The 17,137-nt window shown below is 36.2% G+C and carries 20 protein-coding genes and 1 riboswitch; of the genes, 5 read left to right on the forward strand and 15 right to left on the reverse strand.

The window, feature by feature from the left end; translation table 11 throughout:
• The first annotated feature begins 18 nt into the window (after positions 1-18).
• Entirely contained in the window at positions 19-1,083 is a 1,065-nt protein-coding gene (locus AC6F34_RS02785) for a DUF3900 domain-containing protein (protein WP_500770103.1), read from the forward strand.
• Between the two features lie 32 nt (positions 1,084-1,115).
• On the opposite strand, the gene AC6F34_RS02790 is transcribed toward AC6F34_RS02785, so the two are convergent.
• Positions 1,116-1,325, reverse strand: coding sequence for a cold-shock protein (locus AC6F34_RS02790; RefSeq protein ID WP_500768740.1), 210 nt, complete (start codon positions 1,323-1,325; stop codon positions 1,116-1,118).
• Between the two features lie 266 nt (positions 1,326-1,591).
• Between AC6F34_RS02790 and AC6F34_RS02795 the strand changes: the two genes are divergently transcribed.
• The gene (locus AC6F34_RS02795; protein ID WP_500768742.1) at positions 1,592-1,879 is read left to right on the forward strand and encodes a DUF6509 family protein; all 288 of its coding nucleotides are present in this window, start codon (positions 1,592-1,594) and stop codon (positions 1,877-1,879) included.
• Between the two features lie 114 nt (positions 1,880-1,993).
• Here AC6F34_RS02795 and AC6F34_RS02800 read toward each other — a convergent pair whose 3' ends face one another.
• The 9 genes from AC6F34_RS02800 to AC6F34_RS02840 form a co-directional block, all read right to left on the reverse strand.
• Positions 1,994-2,389 (reverse strand): cytosolic protein, encoded by a 396-nt coding sequence (locus tag AC6F34_RS02800; RefSeq protein ID WP_500768744.1) that lies wholly within the window; start codon positions 2,387-2,389, stop codon positions 1,994-1,996.
• A gap of 166 nt (positions 2,390-2,555) precedes the next feature.
• A complete protein-coding gene (locus AC6F34_RS02805) occupies positions 2,556-2,756 on the reverse strand; it encodes a cold-shock protein (protein WP_500768746.1) in 201 nt (66 codons plus the stop codon).
• A gap of 87 nt (positions 2,757-2,843) precedes the next feature.
• On the reverse strand, positions 2,844-4,274 hold the full coding sequence (gene cshA / locus AC6F34_RS02810; RefSeq protein ID WP_500768748.1) for a degradosome RNA helicase CshA: 1,431 nt from the start codon (positions 4,272-4,274) through the stop codon (positions 2,844-2,846).
• Positions 4,275-4,875: 601 nt separating this feature from the next.
• A complete protein-coding gene (locus AC6F34_RS02815) occupies positions 4,876-5,076 on the reverse strand; it encodes a cold-shock protein (protein WP_500768750.1) in 201 nt (66 codons plus the stop codon).
• A gap of 201 nt (positions 5,077-5,277) precedes the next feature.
• Positions 5,278-6,138: a bifunctional 5,10-methylenetetrahydrofolate dehydrogenase/5,10-methenyltetrahydrofolate cyclohydrolase gene (locus AC6F34_RS02820; protein ID WP_500768752.1), complete on the reverse strand. Its 861-nt coding sequence runs from the start codon at positions 6,136-6,138 to the stop codon at positions 5,278-5,280.
• A 41-nt stretch (positions 6,139-6,179) separates the two neighbouring features.
• Positions 6,180-6,262: riboswitch (ZMP/ZTP riboswitch) on the reverse strand.
• 812 nt (positions 6,263-7,074) lie between these two features.
• Positions 7,075-7,728 carry a phosphatase PAP2 family protein gene (locus AC6F34_RS02825; RefSeq protein WP_500768754.1) on the reverse strand — a complete coding sequence of 218 codons (654 nt, stop codon included), beginning with the start codon at positions 7,726-7,728 and terminating at the stop codon, positions 7,075-7,077.
• Between the two features lie 327 nt (positions 7,729-8,055).
• Entirely contained in the window at positions 8,056-8,553 is a 498-nt protein-coding gene (locus tag AC6F34_RS02830) for a DinB family protein (protein ID WP_500768756.1), read from the reverse strand.
• 114 nt (positions 8,554-8,667) lie between these two features.
• Entirely contained in the window at positions 8,668-9,630 is a 963-nt protein-coding gene (gene dapF / locus AC6F34_RS02835; RefSeq protein WP_500768758.1) for a diaminopimelate epimerase, read from the reverse strand.
• 238 nt (positions 9,631-9,868) lie between these two features.
• The gene (locus AC6F34_RS02840) at positions 9,869-11,170 is read right to left on the reverse strand and encodes an NCS2 family permease (RefSeq protein ID WP_500768760.1); all 1,302 of its coding nucleotides are present in this window, start codon (positions 11,168-11,170) and stop codon (positions 9,869-9,871) included.
• A gap of 165 nt (positions 11,171-11,335) precedes the next feature.
• Between AC6F34_RS02840 and AC6F34_RS02845 the strand changes: the two genes are divergently transcribed.
• On the forward strand, positions 11,336-12,148 hold the full coding sequence (locus tag AC6F34_RS02845; protein ID WP_500768762.1) for an EcsC family protein: 813 nt from the start codon (positions 11,336-11,338) through the stop codon (positions 12,146-12,148).
• Between the two features lie 252 nt (positions 12,149-12,400).
• Here AC6F34_RS02845 and AC6F34_RS02850 read toward each other — a convergent pair whose 3' ends face one another.
• Positions 12,401-12,979, reverse strand: coding sequence for a TlpA disulfide reductase family protein (locus AC6F34_RS02850; RefSeq protein WP_500768764.1), 579 nt, complete (start codon positions 12,977-12,979; stop codon positions 12,401-12,403).
• 96 nt (positions 12,980-13,075) lie between these two features.
• A complete protein-coding gene (locus AC6F34_RS02855; protein ID WP_500768766.1) occupies positions 13,076-13,852 on the reverse strand; it encodes a hypothetical protein in 777 nt (258 codons plus the stop codon).
• 152 nt (positions 13,853-14,004) lie between these two features.
• Between AC6F34_RS02855 and AC6F34_RS02860 the strand changes: the two genes are divergently transcribed.
• On the forward strand, positions 14,005-14,571 hold the full coding sequence (locus AC6F34_RS02860) for a YdcF family protein (RefSeq protein WP_500768768.1): 567 nt from the start codon (positions 14,005-14,007) through the stop codon (positions 14,569-14,571).
• Positions 14,572-14,617: 46 nt separating this feature from the next.
• Here the strand turns inward: AC6F34_RS02860 and AC6F34_RS02865 are convergent, their stop codons facing one another.
• Genes AC6F34_RS02865 through AC6F34_RS02875 form a run of 3 tightly spaced genes read right to left on the reverse strand, consistent with a single transcriptional unit; the run spans position 14,618 to position 16,499 of the window.
• Complete coding sequence (locus AC6F34_RS02865; RefSeq protein WP_500768770.1) at positions 14,618-15,394, reverse strand: ABC transporter permease; 777 nt, start codon at positions 15,392-15,394, stop codon at positions 14,618-14,620.
• The gene (locus AC6F34_RS02870) at positions 15,391-16,299 is read right to left on the reverse strand and encodes an ABC transporter ATP-binding protein (RefSeq protein ID WP_500768772.1); all 909 of its coding nucleotides are present in this window, start codon (positions 16,297-16,299) and stop codon (positions 15,391-15,393) included. The genes AC6F34_RS02865 and AC6F34_RS02870 overlap by 4 nt, the downstream gene beginning before the upstream one ends.
• Positions 16,299-16,499, reverse strand: coding sequence for a PLD nuclease N-terminal domain-containing protein (locus AC6F34_RS02875; RefSeq protein ID WP_500768774.1), 201 nt, complete (start codon positions 16,497-16,499; stop codon positions 16,299-16,301). Before AC6F34_RS02875 ends, AC6F34_RS02870 begins: the two co-directional genes overlap by 1 nt.
• Positions 16,500-16,968: 469 nt before the next feature.
• Between AC6F34_RS02875 and AC6F34_RS02880 the strand changes: the two genes are divergently transcribed.
• Positions 16,969-17,109: a hypothetical protein gene (locus AC6F34_RS02880; protein ID WP_500770175.1), complete on the forward strand. Its 141-nt coding sequence runs from the start codon at positions 16,969-16,971 to the stop codon at positions 17,107-17,109.
• The last annotated feature ends 28 nt before the right edge of the window (positions 17,110-17,137 follow it).

Consider the following 17,137-nt stretch of genomic DNA (forward strand, 5'->3'; position numbering starts at 1 on the left):
GAAATGTAGGTGAGCACCATCGATTTTTTAATAGAATACCTTTCGTTTTATGTAATTGAGTCAAGTGAAAATGAAAATCAAAGTGCTTCAAAATCAATAAAGAAGTTTAACACACTCGACCGTGAAAGCTATGAAACGAATCCTTTAAAGGAATTTTTAGACGGAGAGTTTATGCGTATTACAAAAAGGAAGGTCGATAGGCATCCGAAGTCTTCAAATGCTCCTACAAAGATAGGGCAATTTGTGATCGAAGAAAATTATGATCTTGGATCTAATAGGAATTACAACTTATTTAATAAGACAAGAAATGCAGATTCACTTAATGCGTTTCATGAATGCAGCGATCAAATTGTTCAAGAATATATTGAAGCTACATCCGTACGTGGTGGGGCCTTTATTGTAGCTACCGCTAAACTTGATAAATATTTCGATGAAATGTTTCTTTTCATTATGAAATGTGATTTTGAACAGAAGGTAGCAACCATTTCTGATGAAAAACAATTTATTAAAAATGTCGAAATGGCTATTACGACAAAGAATATGAAATCGATACAGTATCCTTATATGCCAGAAGAAGGCATTGTTGAGCATGAAGCACTTAAAATCCATCAATCTTCACATTCAAGGTATTTTGAAGATTTTCTGAAATATGTAGAGTATGAAGATACGTTGCCCGAGGTGATGAAATCTCAAGTAATACAAATCGTTCAAGAGCACGCACAAGAAGAGTTTGGTGAAAACGAGACTGAATGGAAACAATTCGAAGATTCGCTTGAAATATGGGAAGCTAGTGAAAAACGAGAAATTCAAGAACGGTTCTCAACTGAGCAGGTAATGGAGGCTACTTCTCAAATCATCGAGCATTCTCCTGAGGCGCAAATGAAAATAACTTTAGGAAAAGCAACTTTGAAAGCACCATTAGCTGATTTTGGCGAAACAGTTCATATAGGAAAATTAAGAGGAAAATATGTGCTATTGATTGAAGCGGAATCGATTGAGTTTGATAAAGATGTTAGCCCTATTGAGTTTTATAAGCCTGATGAGCTAGCAGAAGTAATTCAGAGATTAAATGAAAAGGAATAAGAGTCCCCATTTCAATGGGAACTCTTATCGTTCTATCTAGAGAATATGCTATTATTGTTTACAACTTGAAGTTCACGAGTCGTTTCTTTCATGTCACTGCTGCAAATTGGGCATTTAGGTGTTTCGCTGCTTTTGAAGTTATCTCTAACCCAACAATTACAGTCGTCTGCACTACATTCCCAAACCTTCACTTCTTCAGTCTTAATTTCTTCCGTATTTTTACGGCCAAAACCCATTGCCATATACAGGCACCTCCTGGAGAATTATACCAACGGTTCATAAATAAAAACCACTCGTTATTTAGGGATGCATTCATCAACGCCACATAACAAGTGTTTTCTCATTGGATAATCTCTATTTTTACTATTATTAGTATAACACATTTTTCCTGTTTGGTCAAAAGTATATCCATTTTGTTGCTGCCCCTTCTTTTTTCAAAGATTATAGGTATAATAAAGTGAACGAAGAAAGCAATTATTAATTTGCTCGAAAGGATGAAGCGACACAGATGGAAATTGTAAGCTACACAATTGAAGAAATTAAAGACCCTACCGGAATTCTTATTGGGCAGAGGTTTGAATTTTTTCTAGATATAGAGGTTGATGAGGAAGATGAATTGTTCGATGAGAACGGAGTAACATTGCGTGTTCTGTTTAGTGTTAATCAAGATCAGGGCAAAATCTTAAATCACCACTTTCAAAATGTTAACGGCGACCACCTCGACTTCGAACTTGAAGATGATGAGATTGAGATTGTCCAAGCCTTTTGCTTAGAGAACTGTAAAAACGCTGAATAGCTCGGTTAATGCTCAGACCGTTGCCAAACAAAGTCCTCTATAAACATGTAGACAAAGCCAGAAATCGACTTTGTCTACAATCTCATAGCCAGGCATACGTCTGGCTATTTCATTTTAAACAGTTACTTTATTGCCATCTTCAATGATGTGATGCATTAAGTGTGCTAGATGATGAATTGGCGTGTAAGCTTCTTCGTCATCTACACCAGCCTCGATAAACTGAAGATCATTTAAATAAAGGGCAGTAAACTGATAGAAGTCCTTTAAACCAAATGAATAACAGCCATTCGGTTCTTCGCTCTCTCCTTCATAATGCAAAATCATATAAGATTCATTGTTATTATTATCTTCAGCATCAAAAAACACAAAATAACCAATATTAGTATCAAGTTCAAATAACTGTCTTGTTCCACCTGCTGTCAAACGCTCAAAATCATCCTCTGCTAATTTATTCACAACCATCTGACTCACTTGATCCTCTTTATGAAAATCCACTGTAAATTGCTTCATTATTTATTCACTCCAGTTATAAAATCATTCATTAAAAACATAACATTTATGTATCATGTTGTCACTTTATACACTTTCCTATTCTTCACATAGAGAATTACCAGTACAACAAAAAAAGGGTAAGCGTGCTTAATTTTTTTAAGCTCGCTTACACACTTTTTCCCTCCTACTGTTTCGTTACATTAACAGCTTGGGGGCCACGTTGGCCGTCTTCTATGTCAAATTGGACTTCTTGGCCTTCTTCTAATGTTTTGAATCCATCAGATTGAATGGCAGAAAAATGTACGAATACATCGTCTCCATTGTCAACTTCGATAAAACCGAAGCCTTTTTCAGCGTTAAACCATTTGACTCTACCTGTTTGCATTTCCTTTTTTCCTCCTACTATCACTAAATAACAGAATTTTATTCTGCATTTACTAATATGGGTAAAAAAGCTAAAAATTATAAGGGATTAATTCGATTTTTTTCGAGTTCTTTCTCTACGATCACGGCGATCACGATTTTGTCCTCTTGAACGGTCGTTGTAACGCTTGCGATCTCTCGAGAATGACTTTGTCTTTTTAGATCTTAATGGCTCAATTGCAGAAAGTTTTACTGGTGTTACATCAGGATCTTTTGTTAACAACTTCAGAGCTGCAGCTAATAATGTTACCGAATCCGCTTCATCGATTAGATTTTCCGCGATCATTTTAAAGTCAGCATGCTCGTTGTTTTCAATTACATTCAATAATTTTTGAATCGTCGCTTGCTTATTACCTTCTAATACATCTTTAAATGAAGGGACAGCTTTTTTCACCATTTTGCTCTTTGTTACTGACTCAATTACTTTTAAATGATCAAGTTCTCTTGGCGAGACAAATGTAACCGCGATTCCTTGTTTACCAGCTCGACCAGTACGACCAATTCGGTGTACATAGCTTTCAGGATCTTGCGGAATATCGAAGTTATACACATGTGTTACCCCCGAAATATCCAATCCACGTGCCGCAACATCTGTTGCTACCATAATATCAATTGATTGCTCTTTGAATCGACGGATTACCTGGTCTCTTTTTGCTTGAGGAATATCGCCATGGATACCTTCAGCAGAATAGCCACGCTTCATTAATCCTTCAACAACTTCATCAACACGCTTCTTCGTACGACCAAACACAATCGCAAGCTCTGGTGATTGAATATCAAGAAGGCTGCAAAGAACATCAAACTTTTGCTTTTCATGAACTTCCATATAATGCTGTTCAATATTACGCACTGTCATTTCTTTCGCTTTTACTTTAACTAGTGCAGGTTCTTGCATGAACTTTTCAGCTAATGATTGAATTCGTTTCGGCATTGTTGCTGAGAAAAGAAGCGTTTGTCTTTGACCTTTGATCTCACTTAAAATGCGCTCAATGTCTTCAATAAAGCCCATGTTTAACATTTCATCTGCTTCATCAAGAATCGCTGTTTGAATATCACCCAAGCGAATTGTTCTTCTTTCGATATGATCAATTAAACGACCTGGAGTTGCCGCAATAATTTGTGGTCTTTTTTTCAATGCACGAATTTGACGGGTAATATCCTGACCTCCGTAAATTGGCAATGTACGAATTCCTTTAACTTGTCCGATGCGGTTCAATTCTTCTGCAACTTGAACTGCAAGCTCACGTGTTGGAGCAATTACAAGCCCTTGTAAGCCACCATTTACGTCAATTTTCTCAAGCATAGGTACGCCAAAAGCAGTTGTCTTTCCAGTACCAGTCTGTGCTTGACCAATCATATCCTTACCTGTTAATGCAATCGGTATTGCTTGTGCTTGAATAGGTGTAGGCTCTTCAAAGCCCATATTTGATAATGCTGTAGTTAACTCTTTACTTAAACCAAAATCTGAAAATGTTGTCAAAACTAATTTCCTCCTTGAAACTTTACAAAATTACTTTTCTCTACTGTTATATACTTCTCTATTATAGGAAAAGGATGTATCTAAGTACTTTGTGGATAATCATTTTCATACATGTGGAGTTCAATTTGAAGAATGAAGAAGATTTTTATGAAGCAATTCATCAATTATGAATTAATTTTCATTTAAAAGGAATAAAATCTATTCTCTTCTCATAGACAGTAAGCTTTCTTCAACGCTTGCCTACGAACGATAAGAACGACCCTTGACATTCAAGCAATAACCAACTGATGGGGGAATGAATCATCATGTGAGGCTAACTAAGGCCGTATTATGTTTCATCTTCTTTTCTTGGTGAGATGCACCTTCGTTCAACTTTTTTCTACATAAAGACGGATAGGTACGATGAATCAATGCTTGTAACCGAGACGAATGACCACATGTAGTGTGCATTTTTTTCATTTCTAGTTTTCGAACCTTACGCAGTTTTATGCCCGCTAGTTTTTACTAGAATTATGATTGACACCCTTATAGAGATTTACTGACTTAATTGCTTTAAAAAAGGTGATGCATGTATGGTATGCATCACCTCTAATAGCTTTACTTACGCTTTAGAAACGTTAGAAGCTTGTGGTCCACGGTTACCTTCAACGATTTCAAAAGTAACTTCTTGACCTTCTTCTAAAGTTTTGAAACCTTCAGATTGAATTGCAGAGAAGTGTACGAATACGTCTTGTCCTTCTGCTGTTTCGATGAATCCGAATCCTTTTTCTGCATTAAACCATTTTACTTTACCTGTATTCATGTGTTTATACCTCCAAAAATGTGTTACACTATAACGATAATTATATAACTTAACAATAAAAAAGTCGCAACTTATGAAATGAGGATTAAAGATCGCCTACATCTCATTGCAGTTACGACTACTTATCCAAAAAATATATAACGTACTTTACAGCGTTACGTTTATATTACTTGATTCAGTAGCATTAGTCAAATTATTTATTTACGACACTGCTACTTTTTTTTGTCCATACTTTTCGGCTGCCAAAACGGTATGCTTCAATAGCATTGAAATTGTGACTGGTCCTACCCCACCTGGAACTGGAGTAATTGCAGCCGATTTTTCAAAACAGCTGTTGTAGTCAGCATCGCCAATATTGCCTTTATTGTATCCAGCGTCTAAAAGAATGACGCCATCTTTTAGCCATTCACCTTGAACAAAGCTTGGCTTACCTACAGCAGCAATGACAATATCTGCGTCTTTTAAGTACTTTGGTAGATCCTTCGTATAGGAATGACAAGTCGTTACCGTTGCATTACGATTTAAAAGCAATGCAGAAACCGGTTTACCTAAGATAGGACTTCTTCCAATAACTACAGCATGCTTCCCTTCTGCAGAAATGTTGTAATGGTCCATAATCTCCATAATCGCAGCAGGTGTACATGAAGGAAACAACCCGAAACCAAATGCAGTTTGCCCGTAGCCTAAGCTCGTCACTCCATCCACATCCTTCTCTATTGCTATCGCCTCGAATGCTCTTCTTTCATCAATATGAGATGGGACTGGATGTTGAAGTAAAATTCCATGTACATTTGGGTTTTCGTTTAATTCAGCAATTTTTGCTAGCAACGTATCTGTTGTAATGTCTTTGTCCATATGGATTCTCATCGAGGCAATACCAAGATTTTCACAAGCGTTGCCTTTCATTCGTACATACGTTTCTGAAGAAGGATCTTCCCCAACTAGAATCGTTGCTAAACATGGTTGAATTCCTTGCTCCTTTAAGGCAGCAATTCTCCCTTTTAAGCGGTCCTTTACTTTTGCTGCTACTACATTGCCGTCTAAAATTTGTTTTGTTTCCATGTATTTCCCTCCAGTTAATATGAAAAGAGAAAGAGATATACTTTCCCTGCCCAGACGACCGGCTATACATAGACGCAGCTCCCCAGCGGTCAGTTCCGCATCGTCGTCAGTCACTGCGATTTATTCAATTAAATTATACCACAAAACACATATGCTTCAATAATTAAACTATCTAATGTTCGGATATTGCTATTTTGTTATAAAAAATACACATTTATTCATGAAATGAGTTTTTTAAGGTAAAACAACAATTGAAATCCTTTATGAAAGTATAAATAGAAGGCAGGGAATGCACCAATGCATTCCCTGCCCTTTTATATTTGAGTTGATTAATTACTATTTATTACCTAAAACAACGAAAGCCCTACCTCTCTTTCATCTCTGCAGCTCCGTGGCTGCGCCAGATCGAATCAGGATTGCTTAATCTGTTAAAAGTAACTCTTTGTTGAATTTAATTTTTTGAGGACAGTTTCAAAATAACTGTTGGAGGAGCATTCCATTGGGTTAATTGATGAAGAGCTGAAAAACAAAGTGTTCTCACACCGTTCGTTTTTCTAATCATGGTTCCAATCATAATTAAGAAGGAAATCAACATCTATTGTTGGTCCACATATTTCATTCGTAACTTATTTCATCTAAATGACTGTCTTTTAAAAGAGTCACCTTATGCAAATAAAAAGCCGTTAGCACAATGGATAACAGCCTTCACCGCGTAACTCAAATACAATAAGATATCATCTTACAACATTTTTAATGAATTGTCAATACTATACACCTTTCACAAAAGTATGAGATGTATTTCATCCTCAAATTTGCTTTTTAGCGGCATATAATTCTATTAGATCAATGTCCTTAGATTCATCTCTTCTTGAAATGATAGAAAGTCTACCCTATCTTCCAAACTAGAGGTTGAATTTGCTGTTAATTTATGATTTCTTAGTTTCTCCCCCTTCTTCCCACCAAATATCTATAGCCTATAATACATACAACCAACCAAATTATTCCTGCTGAAAAGCCAGCAATGACATCACTCGGATAATGTACACCTAAATAGATACGACTTAAGCCGATAAGGAGGATAATAAAAGTCAATAACATCACTGAGAGCTGTTTATAGATCCGTTTTTCGATGAGTCGAAGGATGATGAACAAAATAGCTCCGTAAAATATCATCGACCCCATTGAATGTCCACTTGGAAAACTATAGCCACCTGCATTTATTATTGGCTCGATATCAGGTCGTTCCCGTTTAAAAATCCACTTAAGAACATAATTAAAGATGCCCCCTAAAGCAGATGAAAAAGCAAGGAAAATCGCCAACTCGTATTTTTTCTTAATCCATAAAATAACGGATCCAATAACCACCGCCAAAAAAAGCCAAAGTACTGATCCAAAAAAAGTGATCCACTCAATAATGGTTGTTAATGTTGGGGAAACAAACGATTGCACATAGTCAATCGTTACTGCATCAAACAAAATCAATTGGTCACGGTTTATTGTTTTTGCAAACACGTAAAACACAAGCAAGAAAAGCACAATAATTGCACTATCTACTGATACAATCTTAAAAGCTCTTTCTTCTTTCTTCATTAAAAAACATCCTCTTCAAGTTGTAATCGTAAAGGTTTGCACGAATTCTTTGAAGTATACCCTGAAGAAGAGCAGACAAATCCGTTTCATCACAAAAATTCATCGTGTGATATAAACTAGATTAAACAAGTGCTACGATTATTGAAAAAATTGTAGCAATTACTGTGAGAGGAAGGATTTTTTTTACACTCATTTTTAAAGTATTTATTTTTGTCTTAGGAATGGTTTCATTATTGTCTAACCTCACTAACGAGCGTTGCATCGTTAACGCTACAATTAAGACTGAACTCCACAAAACGATTAGAATGAAAGTTAGAAGGAGCTTAATCATGAAAATATTCCTTTCCCTGACTTCCCTCTTATGCCACGTCCAATAAAGTTCGCAGACACCGGCTCAATTCCAATTTCTCTCGCCCATACTGAAAGTTGCCCAATATGATGAATTTCGTGAACAACAATATGTCGCATGACTTCACCCCATGTATCTATGTCAACAGAACCATTCGGTAGTTTCACTTCATAAAGGTGATCTTCCATCTCATCTTTCCATTTATGAACAAAATCCCGAACCTCCTCTCTATACCTATCATCTAATCCTTTGATTTGTTGAATGCTCATATACTTATGAAAATCTTCTTGTGGGTCGTCTTTTCCTTGTAATCGACGAATCCAGCTCCATTCAACGTCAACGACGTGAAGAAGAGTTGCAAGTATACTACCAACACCTCCTGTTCTCTTTTTTACCAATTCTTCCTCCTCAAGCAGCTCACACCATTCATACCACTCATCTCTAATTAGCCAATTGTATGTAAAATACGCTTTCATTCTCTTCCCCCTCATAAGCAGTCATTTTTTTCTAAAATTAGCATAACAAAAAGATGCATCCTTTTGTTAAAATTCACATAGGATGCATCTGATTTAACATTATGAACTTACTTTCTAAACGAACCTCGCTACCATTTCTTTTGCATGCTTCTGAAGATTTTCATAGTTTTCTTCTTCATCCGTGACCAGCTGTTTCTCTAACACTTCGAAATCATTATTGCTCCACTCGATCACAGCACGATAAGTAAAAGTAGCATTTCCTATTAACTCAATATAGGAATCGTGTACGATACATTGGACCTTGCCGCCGTTATTGTATACATCTATTGGCCGTTCTTTTTCATTTAAGCCAAGCAAGCATGTTACATAGCTTGATGCGGACATAGCTGTTCCGCACGCATTTGTATAACCGACTCCCCGCTCATAAGTACGGACATAAATTGTTTGCTCTTTCATTTGCTTTACAAAACTAACATTTACGCCATCTGGAAATAACGGGTTTTCTCCATTTACATAAGAGCTAATCACATGCTGCTCGTTTGATTGAATATCTTCACTTTCAACAATTGTAATTAAATGCGGATTCGGAACTGCCATCGTCGTAAATAACAATGTATCTGAAAGTTCTCGTATAGGCTGATTCACTAGCTTCTCTTCTTTTGTCATAAAAGGCAAATCAGCTGGTTGGAACGAAATCGGTGATATTTCTACTTGATACGTAGGCATATCCGGGTAAATTTCTTCCGCTTTTTGAACACGAAGGTTTGCCTTCATCGTTTCAATGACAGCTTCTTCGCTTTTTACCTTTTCACAATAATATCGTGCAACCGTACGCAAACCATTCCCGCACATAGAAGCTTCTGACCCATCCGAGTTAAATACGCGCATTTTCGCATCTGCAACTTCGCTTTTGCTAACAAATAAAATCCCGTCTGCTCCTAAGCTAGAACTTCGATCGCAGATAAGAATTGCTAAGCTTGCACGGTCACGGTCAGTTAATAAAAAATCGTGCTCCATTTCATCTATAATAAAAAAGTCATTACCTGATCCATGAACTTTTAATAATGAGAGTCTCATTGCCTAACCTCCAAACAGATTGTTAACAAAATGATACATGATTCCAGCCAAAGTTGCTATCCTTTCGTTTTAAACAAAACATAATCTTCAATCACAGCCTCAATCTAATAACATTTTTAAGAAGTCATAGGTTGAGAGGAATACACCCCTAACACTCTTATCGTAAATTCGCACAAAAAATGGTAGCTTCATAAATATAAAAAACCGAAGGCATCTATCAGCCTCCGGTCACATCTCATTAATCAATGACTTGAACTAGAAAATGGATTAGAAATAAAATTGAGATCACCCATAGTGCTGGGGAAACGTCCTTTTGCTTTCCAGCAGCTAGTTTTAACAATGGATATAAAATAAATCCAATGGCAATTCCGTCCGCGATACTATACGTAAAGGGAATCATCACAATCATAAATAAGGCCGGTAAGCTTTCACTCAAATCCTTGAACTCGATGTTTTTAATGTTTTGAATCATTAAGCAACCGATGATTAGTAAGATTGGTGCAATCGCACTTCCTGGAATAATTTGTATGAAAGGAATAACAAAAATCGTACACAGGAAAAGAACCCCAGTTACAATTGAAGCTAACCCTGTTCGCCCTCCCGCAACCATTACTGAAGAACTTTCAACAGTAGAAACCGTAGGGCTTGTTCCAAACAAACCAGAAGAAAGCGCAGATACTGCATTCGCTTTTAACGAAGAGTTAAATCGATCCTCTCTATTAATAAAAGAAAGGTGACCATTGACCAACCCAATGTTTTCAAACACTAGTACCATCGTTAATGAGAACACCGCTATCCAAAAAGGAATTGTCCATAAGCTTCCAAAAGATAATGCCCCAAAAACAGCTGTAAAGTCCATAATTGATGCCGGATCACTTTGCTGAACATCACTCCATTGAACAGTTCCTAATAAAAACGCAATGATCGTACCAAATAGAATTGTCCATAAAAAGTTTCCAGGAACCTCTTTAAGAAATAATACAATTGCCAATATGAAGGTGAAGATTGTAGCAGTCATCACTGGGTTTGAGAAGTCCCCAAGTTGAATCAATGAATTCTCACCCGTTACTACAATGGCCCCTTTTTCTAATCCAATTAGTATGAGGAAGAATCCAAGTCCAACTGCTATCCCTTCCTTTAGAGAATTTGGAATCCACACTCTAAGCTTTTCGGCCATACCGGAAAACGCGATTACGGTGAAAATGATTCCAGAGACAAAAACGACTGCTAGTCCCTCTTGCCATGACAATCCCATTGAATGGACAATTGTATACGTAAATAAAGCATTAATCCCCATTCCAGGTACTAATAAAATCGGAACCTTCGCCCAGAAGCCAATCATCAGACATCCGACAACTGATGTTATTATTGTCGCAAAAATGGCTCCGTTTAATGGTATGCCCGCTTCAGAAAGAATCAGTGAATTTACGGCAACAATATAGACGATCGTAAAATATCCTACTAAACCAGCCATAGCCTCTTTCTTCAAATTGGTATTATGCTGACTTAATTGAAAATAGTGTTGCAACCAATGTTTCATGTAATAACCTACTATTTAATTTTGCCCTCTCCCTACCCGCTCAATGCTAAGTTGAGCCACATTAATGTATACTATCAAAATAGAAGGAAGTTGCCAATATCCAATTTGAAACTTTTACATTTGATTTACGTATAGAAAGAATCTGGATAAGAGAGGACAATGATAATGAAAGATCAAATCGACACAATACAAGCGGAAATTGATCGATGTATTAAGTGGGAACAAGCGCAATCGGATCTCTGGTTTTGGGAAAAAATTGGTCGACTACCATTTAAACTATTAGATAAATTGACACCAAAGTTTATCCACGATAAAATCGGTATCCTCCTTGATGAATTAGGAAAGTATTTGCAATCCGGTGGTCGCTATTTAAGTAATATCACTTCAGTAAAAACTGTTTATGCAAAGCATAATATCCAATCGATTGAAGAAGTAAAGAACCTCTCTATAATTGAAATGGATGAAGCTGTTGGTCGCATACGGAAATCAAGAAGAAATTTAGCAACGGTGCAAGGAGCATCTACTGGCTTTGGTGGACTTTTTACGCTTTCGATCGATATCCCACTTCTTTTAAGCATTCAATTGAAAACGATTCAAGATATTGCAATCAGCTATGGATACGATCCACATGAAGAATCGGAAAGAATTTTTGTAGTTAAAGTATTGCAATTTGCTTCAGCTGATATTGTAGGAAAACAATCGATTCTTAAACAAATTGCTCAATTTAAGGAAGATAAAGATGTTGCAAAGAGAGAAATTGTTTCAGAAATCGAAGGTTGGCGTGAGGTTGCATTTACATATCGAGACCAGTTCGGTTGGAAAAAACTTTTTCAAATTATCCCAATCGCAGGAAGCGTCTTCGGTGCTTACATCAATCGCTCTTCAGTAAACGAAATGGCAGAAACCGCAATGATGCTTTATCGGAAAAGACGGTTAAAGGAGCAATTAAAAGAACTAGAAGCAGCACTCGAAGAATAAAAGAAAAAAGCATCACCCACGTTACATATCGTCCCCGAAAATGCAATGTAGACAAAGCTGTTACTGCTTTGTCTACATAGTACTTAGAGGAATTAATACTAATAGAAAAAATCAAAAAATCCTTGACACACTAGGCGTGCAGTCGAAAGTATACATCTTAGTTCATGACGATTCGAATGAAAACGATGATAGATACAAGCGTTCGATAACTGTAGAATACCTTTGTATGCGTAACAACTTTTTAGATTTTATTTAACTATCCGTTTTCTTTGGGAATTTATTAATTTCATTCTCAATGTACTCTTCACTTAATTGACCAATAATTTTATGACGAATGACACCATCTATATCAATAAAATAACTAGTTGGTAAAGAAACAATTCTATATGTATTTCCAACATCACCTGTATCGTCAACAGGAATTGTAAACGAGAGCTGATGTCTTTCTAAAAATTCTTCTCTTTCTGGTGCGTACCGTTCATAGTTTTTTAAATTCACTGCAAGAACTTCGAAGCCTTCACCCTTGTGTTTTTGGTACATTTTTTCCATATGTGGCATTTCTTCGTCACATGGCTTACACCAGCTTGCCCAGAAGTTTAACAGAACGGTTTTGCCTCTATAATCACTTAGTTTTACACTGTCTCCATTTAAATCCACTAATTCAAAATCAGGGGCAAGTGCTCCTTCTTCTACGCCAATTTCAATCTTGTCAATCTGATCAATTCGGTTGTAGGAATCACTGCGCAATACTCCTTTACCGTCTAGTAAAAACACATCAACTACAAGAAGTAACAGTAGAATTGAACCAATAATGATGACCCATTTTTTCATAGTAAACACCTCGATCTAACTATCTACCTTCATCATACACTACGTGCAGGCATTGTACTATCCAGGAATACTATCATTCACAATTTAGTTACATTTTTAATGATCATATTCTCGCAAACATAGAGTTAGCCCAGTGATAAGGAGTAGTTTCTCTTCATCCGATAGATCAGTAAGTAATTGAATAATCGGTGTATTCGGATCAAGAATCGTATCCTTCGCTTGGATGGGTAACCAGCCTTTTGTTATTGTTGCACTAACTCGAGTAGAATCAAAGTAAAAATTTACATCTAATTTGAGATAAGATCTTTCGATCAATAAGCTCTTCCCCGTTTGTTCATCATACAATTCTATCTCATTCAACGCTTTTTTTCTCCTTATAAAAAGCCTTTTCCTGCTTTGATTATAATTAAGATCTACGTATTGTTCTGTGATAGTAAAGTGATACAGATGATTCCCCGCATGAAATAGATAACGATGTCTCATGACTTTTGTAAGAAAATATGGAAGCAACCAGCGATAGCGTTCACGTCTAATGTCCTTTACTTCACCTAAAAATTCTCCTTGAATTGTATAAAACTGCATAAATAGACTCGGTGAAGGTAAAAATGTACAACACCATTCAGTTGTTTGAAAAAAATCCTTCTTCTTCTTTTTAAATGTTGTATCAACATTCTTCTCTCTAAATCTATTGATACAATAAATACTAAAAGAGATGATGCTATAGACAAAAAAGGGAATCATTAAGAATACAAATTCTCTCTGTATATTTGCAAAAGGAATATAGAAGCAAAAGAAGAAAGGTGGCAAAAGAGCAAGCAGGGCGGCATTCAAAGAGATTTGAGCATTTTCCCCATAATATTGTTGAATATTCATCTGTCCATCACCTAGCAATCCCGTTTATTGTAAATCTTCATGAAATCTTAAGAGTTTTTCAACGAATCATCTAGTAAACTACATATATAATACCCTCACCTTTAGTCTATTAATTAATTAAGAGATTCATGAATGTTTAAGGAGAAAAATCGATGAAGAAAATATTAATATACACATGTCTGCTTGGTTTAGTTCTAGCTTCCTCATATTCCCTATGGCTACATGGAAAAATGGTAGAAACTGCAAAACAGATTCCGGATGACGATATACCCTACTTAATCGTTCTAGGAGCTAAAGTGAACGGAGAAACCCCTTCCTTATCATTACAATATCGAATTAATACGGCAATTGAATATGCAAAACAAAACCCACAAACAACCGTTATCGCTTCAGGTGGCCAGGGTCCTGGAGAATATATTTCAGAAGCTACTGCAATTAAGCACGCCATGAAAGAAGCAGGAATTGAGGAATCACGTATATTGCTGGAAGATCAATCAACATCTACTTATGAAAATCTATCTTTCACAAAAGAGGCTTATGGTGTTAATAAAGCTGTTATCGTAAGCAATGACTTCCATTTATATCGTGCCCTTTATTTAGCCGACAAATTAAATATAGAAGCAGAAGCACTTGCAGCTCCCACTCCTAAAGTTGTTGTTTTCCAATCAACGATACGTGAATACTTAGCTATTACAAAAACATTCCTTTTCGGACGATAAAGAGCAAATACGTCCGCTCTGAGGACTTGCTTTTAAGAACTTTCTTCTACATGAATTCAGATTTTCGAAATGTCCATTTACTACAGATTAATAGGATGACGATTAATAACACTGTGAATGTACCTGTAAAAACTAAGTCATTTTGTAGCTCCCCGCTGACAAGCGAATCATTTACATATTGAACGACAAGTGCTGGGTTCCACTTTAACACTAGATTTGTAAAACTTGTTAATAGTGAAAGAAGCAAAACAAACACAATTGTTAAAAAGGCAGCCACACCTGCTGAACGTAAAAATGTATTTAAGAATACAACAATCGTCAATATGAAGATGAGCCATAAACTATAAAATAAAGCGATCCATAGAAAAGAAGAGATTGGGATGAATGCAAACAATACTCCAGTGTAATACCAGGTTAAAAGATACCCGATAAAAAATGATAAGAGGGTTAATATGCTATATGCACACCATTTCGCAAAAATATATGCAAAATAAGACACATCACGAACAAGAATCATGCTTGCAATCCCTGATTTCTTCTCGTTAATTACCATACCCATTGAAATAAGGACAATTGTAATTAGACCTAATAGTTCATATTGTCCAAGTGCACCAATCAGAATTTCTTCTGCTGTCGGGGTCGGAAATTCGATAACTGTCCCATCTGGTAAGTCCCCAATCTTTTCAAGTAACTCTGGTAAATAATACATTGAAATGGGCTGTTGTATACCTATTAAGATAAAGACGAGTGGTACCCAGATTATTCGATAGTTCCTGGTCATTTCAACACATTCTTTTTTCAAAAAAGTCAACCATTGCTTCATTTGCCACTCGCCACCTTTACAAACATTTCTTCTAAATTTGACTGATTGATTTCAAGTCTTCTAATTGGTAAATTGTTTTCAGAAATACAGGTGACTAAATGACGTCTTGCTTCCTCAATATTTGTAGAAAAGAACTCATAAATTAGCCCGTTCTTCTCAATTGAAGTAAAGGAATAGCTATGGTTTAATTCGTCCTCATATTGGCTAATTTCTTTATCAAACTCCAACTCAATCTTAGGCACTTCATATTTTCTTCGTATCTCAGTTAAACTTCCACTCTCAATAATTTCTCCTTTTTTAAGGAAGATTAAATCGTCGCAAATTGCCTCTGCGTCATGCAATATATGTGTAGAAAACAAAATCGTTGTTTCCATTTTCAGTCTTTGTATGAGTGTGAGAACTTCTTTTCTTCCAAAAGGATCAAGAGCTGAAACCGGTTCATCTAAAAGCAATAATTTTGGCTTATGAATCATTGCTTGAGCAATCCCAAGTCTTTGTTTCATTCCACCAGAATATCGTCCAATTTTCTTTTTAGCATGCTCTGACATCCCAACTAAAGACAGCACCTCAGCAATTCTCTCCTTCAAGTGAGACTCTGAAACACTTGATAGCTCCGCAGCAAATTGTAAGTATTCTTCAGCATTCATCCATGAGAAAAATGCTGGATATTGCGGTAGATAACCAATGAATTTGCGATAGTCCTTCTCCTTTTCACCAAAAATGTAAAGATCACCTGATGTTGGCGGAATCAGCCCAGCAATAATCTTTAATAAAGTCGTCTTCCCTGCACCGTTAGCTCCTAGTAGCGCGATGCTTCGATTTTCATGTAATTCAAAATGAAGATCTGTTAATATTGCTGTACGATCATATGATTTTTTGATTGCTTCTGCACGTAAAATGGGCATCATTGCTTCTCCTTACCAAAAATAAAATAGACAATTGGACCGAACATACTTACGAATATAATGACAATAGCCCATATCCATTTCTGACCTCTTACTTCATATGCTTTCACTAAATCGATAAGTGCGACAATCATTAATATGAATTGAATGACTATGATTGGCATAAGTATTGCCCAGTTCACTTCCAATAACTGTTCCATTTCAACCTCTCCTTTTTTCCTCTTTACCCATGAGACGAATGAAATTAAAAATCGTTCATTAAATATAAAAAAACTTCAATCGATATAGGATTGAAGTTTCAGACTGCCTGCTGACAAGCGTTTTCAAGACAGTATGTGGGTTTATCTATTTTTGATTAAATCACTCTATAAAAACAAGTAGGCATAGTCTACTTTAGGATGTAGACAAACTATAAAACTAGTTTGCATACGGTCTTTTTGTTTAAAAATGAAGGAAAGATGTTGATTATCGCTTACGGCAAAAGCTTTTTTCTGGCATGGCGTGAGTCACATCGTTGCTCTCTCGATTCTTCAGTCTCACTTGCCACGCTTTGCCAGGAGGACAAGGAATACCTCGGTAGCAATGTATCGCACGCAGAAAATGCATTGCATCTTCACCTTTCACTCTAATCAAGCTATTATGTACTTAATCTTGAGGTGAAGAAACTTGGTGACTAAAAATCAAATCTATAAACGTGAACAATTACAAGCTTTAAGTACAGAAGAACTTGTTCCAAAGGATCATTTAGTTCGGAAATTGAACACTGCTATTTTTCTTTCATTTATCTTTAGTGGAACACCTTTAAATTAATGTTGGGAGAACAGGTATCTTATCCCAT

The organism is Niallia sp. CD-39 (assembly GCF_059874745.1).

Coding starts and splice junctions, on each gene's coding strand:
- AC6F34_RS02790 (WP_500768740.1), bottom strand. CDS start 1,325: ATGGCAATGGGTTTTGGCCGTAAAAATACGGAAGAAATTAAGACTGAA.
- AC6F34_RS02795 (WP_500768742.1), top strand. CDS start 1,592: ATGGAAATTGTAAGCTACACAATTGAAGAAATTAAAGACCCTACCGGA.
- AC6F34_RS02800 (WP_500768744.1), bottom strand. CDS start 2,389: ATGAAGCAATTTACAGTGGATTTTCATAAAGAGGATCAAGTGAGTCAG.
- AC6F34_RS02805 (WP_500768746.1), bottom strand. CDS start 2,756: ATGCAAACAGGTAGAGTCAAATGGTTTAACGCTGAAAAAGGCTTCGGT.
- AC6F34_RS02815 (WP_500768750.1), bottom strand. CDS start 5,076: ATGAATACAGGTAAAGTAAAATGGTTTAATGCAGAAAAAGGATTCGGA.
- AC6F34_RS02820 (WP_500768752.1), bottom strand. CDS start 6,138: ATGGAAACAAAACAAATTTTAGACGGCAATGTAGTAGCAGCAAAAGTA.
- AC6F34_RS02825 (WP_500768754.1), bottom strand. CDS start 7,728: ATGAAGAAAGAAGAAAGAGCTTTTAAGATTGTATCAGTAGATAGTGCA.
- AC6F34_RS02830 (WP_500768756.1), bottom strand. CDS start 8,553: ATGAAAGCGTATTTTACATACAATTGGCTAATTAGAGATGAGTGGTAT.
- dapF (WP_500768758.1), bottom strand. CDS start 9,630: ATGAGACTCTCATTATTAAAAGTTCATGGATCAGGTAATGACTTTTTT.
- AC6F34_RS02840 (WP_500768760.1), bottom strand. CDS start 11,170: ATGAAACATTGGTTGCAACACTATTTTCAATTAAGTCAGCATAATACC.
- AC6F34_RS02845 (WP_500768762.1), top strand. CDS start 11,336: ATGAAAGATCAAATCGACACAATACAAGCGGAAATTGATCGATGTATT.
- AC6F34_RS02850 (WP_500768764.1), bottom strand. CDS start 12,979: ATGAAAAAATGGGTCATCATTATTGGTTCAATTCTACTGTTACTTCTT.
- AC6F34_RS02855 (WP_500768766.1), bottom strand. CDS start 13,852: ATGAATATTCAACAATATTATGGGGAAAATGCTCAAATCTCTTTGAAT.
- AC6F34_RS02860 (WP_500768768.1), top strand. CDS start 14,005: ATGAAGAAAATATTAATATACACATGTCTGCTTGGTTTAGTTCTAGCT.
- AC6F34_RS02865 (WP_500768770.1), bottom strand. CDS start 15,394: ATGAAGCAATGGTTGACTTTTTTGAAAAAAGAATGTGTTGAAATGACC.
- AC6F34_RS02870 (WP_500768772.1), bottom strand. CDS start 16,299: ATGCCCATTTTACGTGCAGAAGCAATCAAAAAATCATATGATCGTACA.
- AC6F34_RS02875 (WP_500768774.1), bottom strand. CDS start 16,499: ATGGAACAGTTATTGGAAGTGAACTGGGCAATACTTATGCCAATCATA.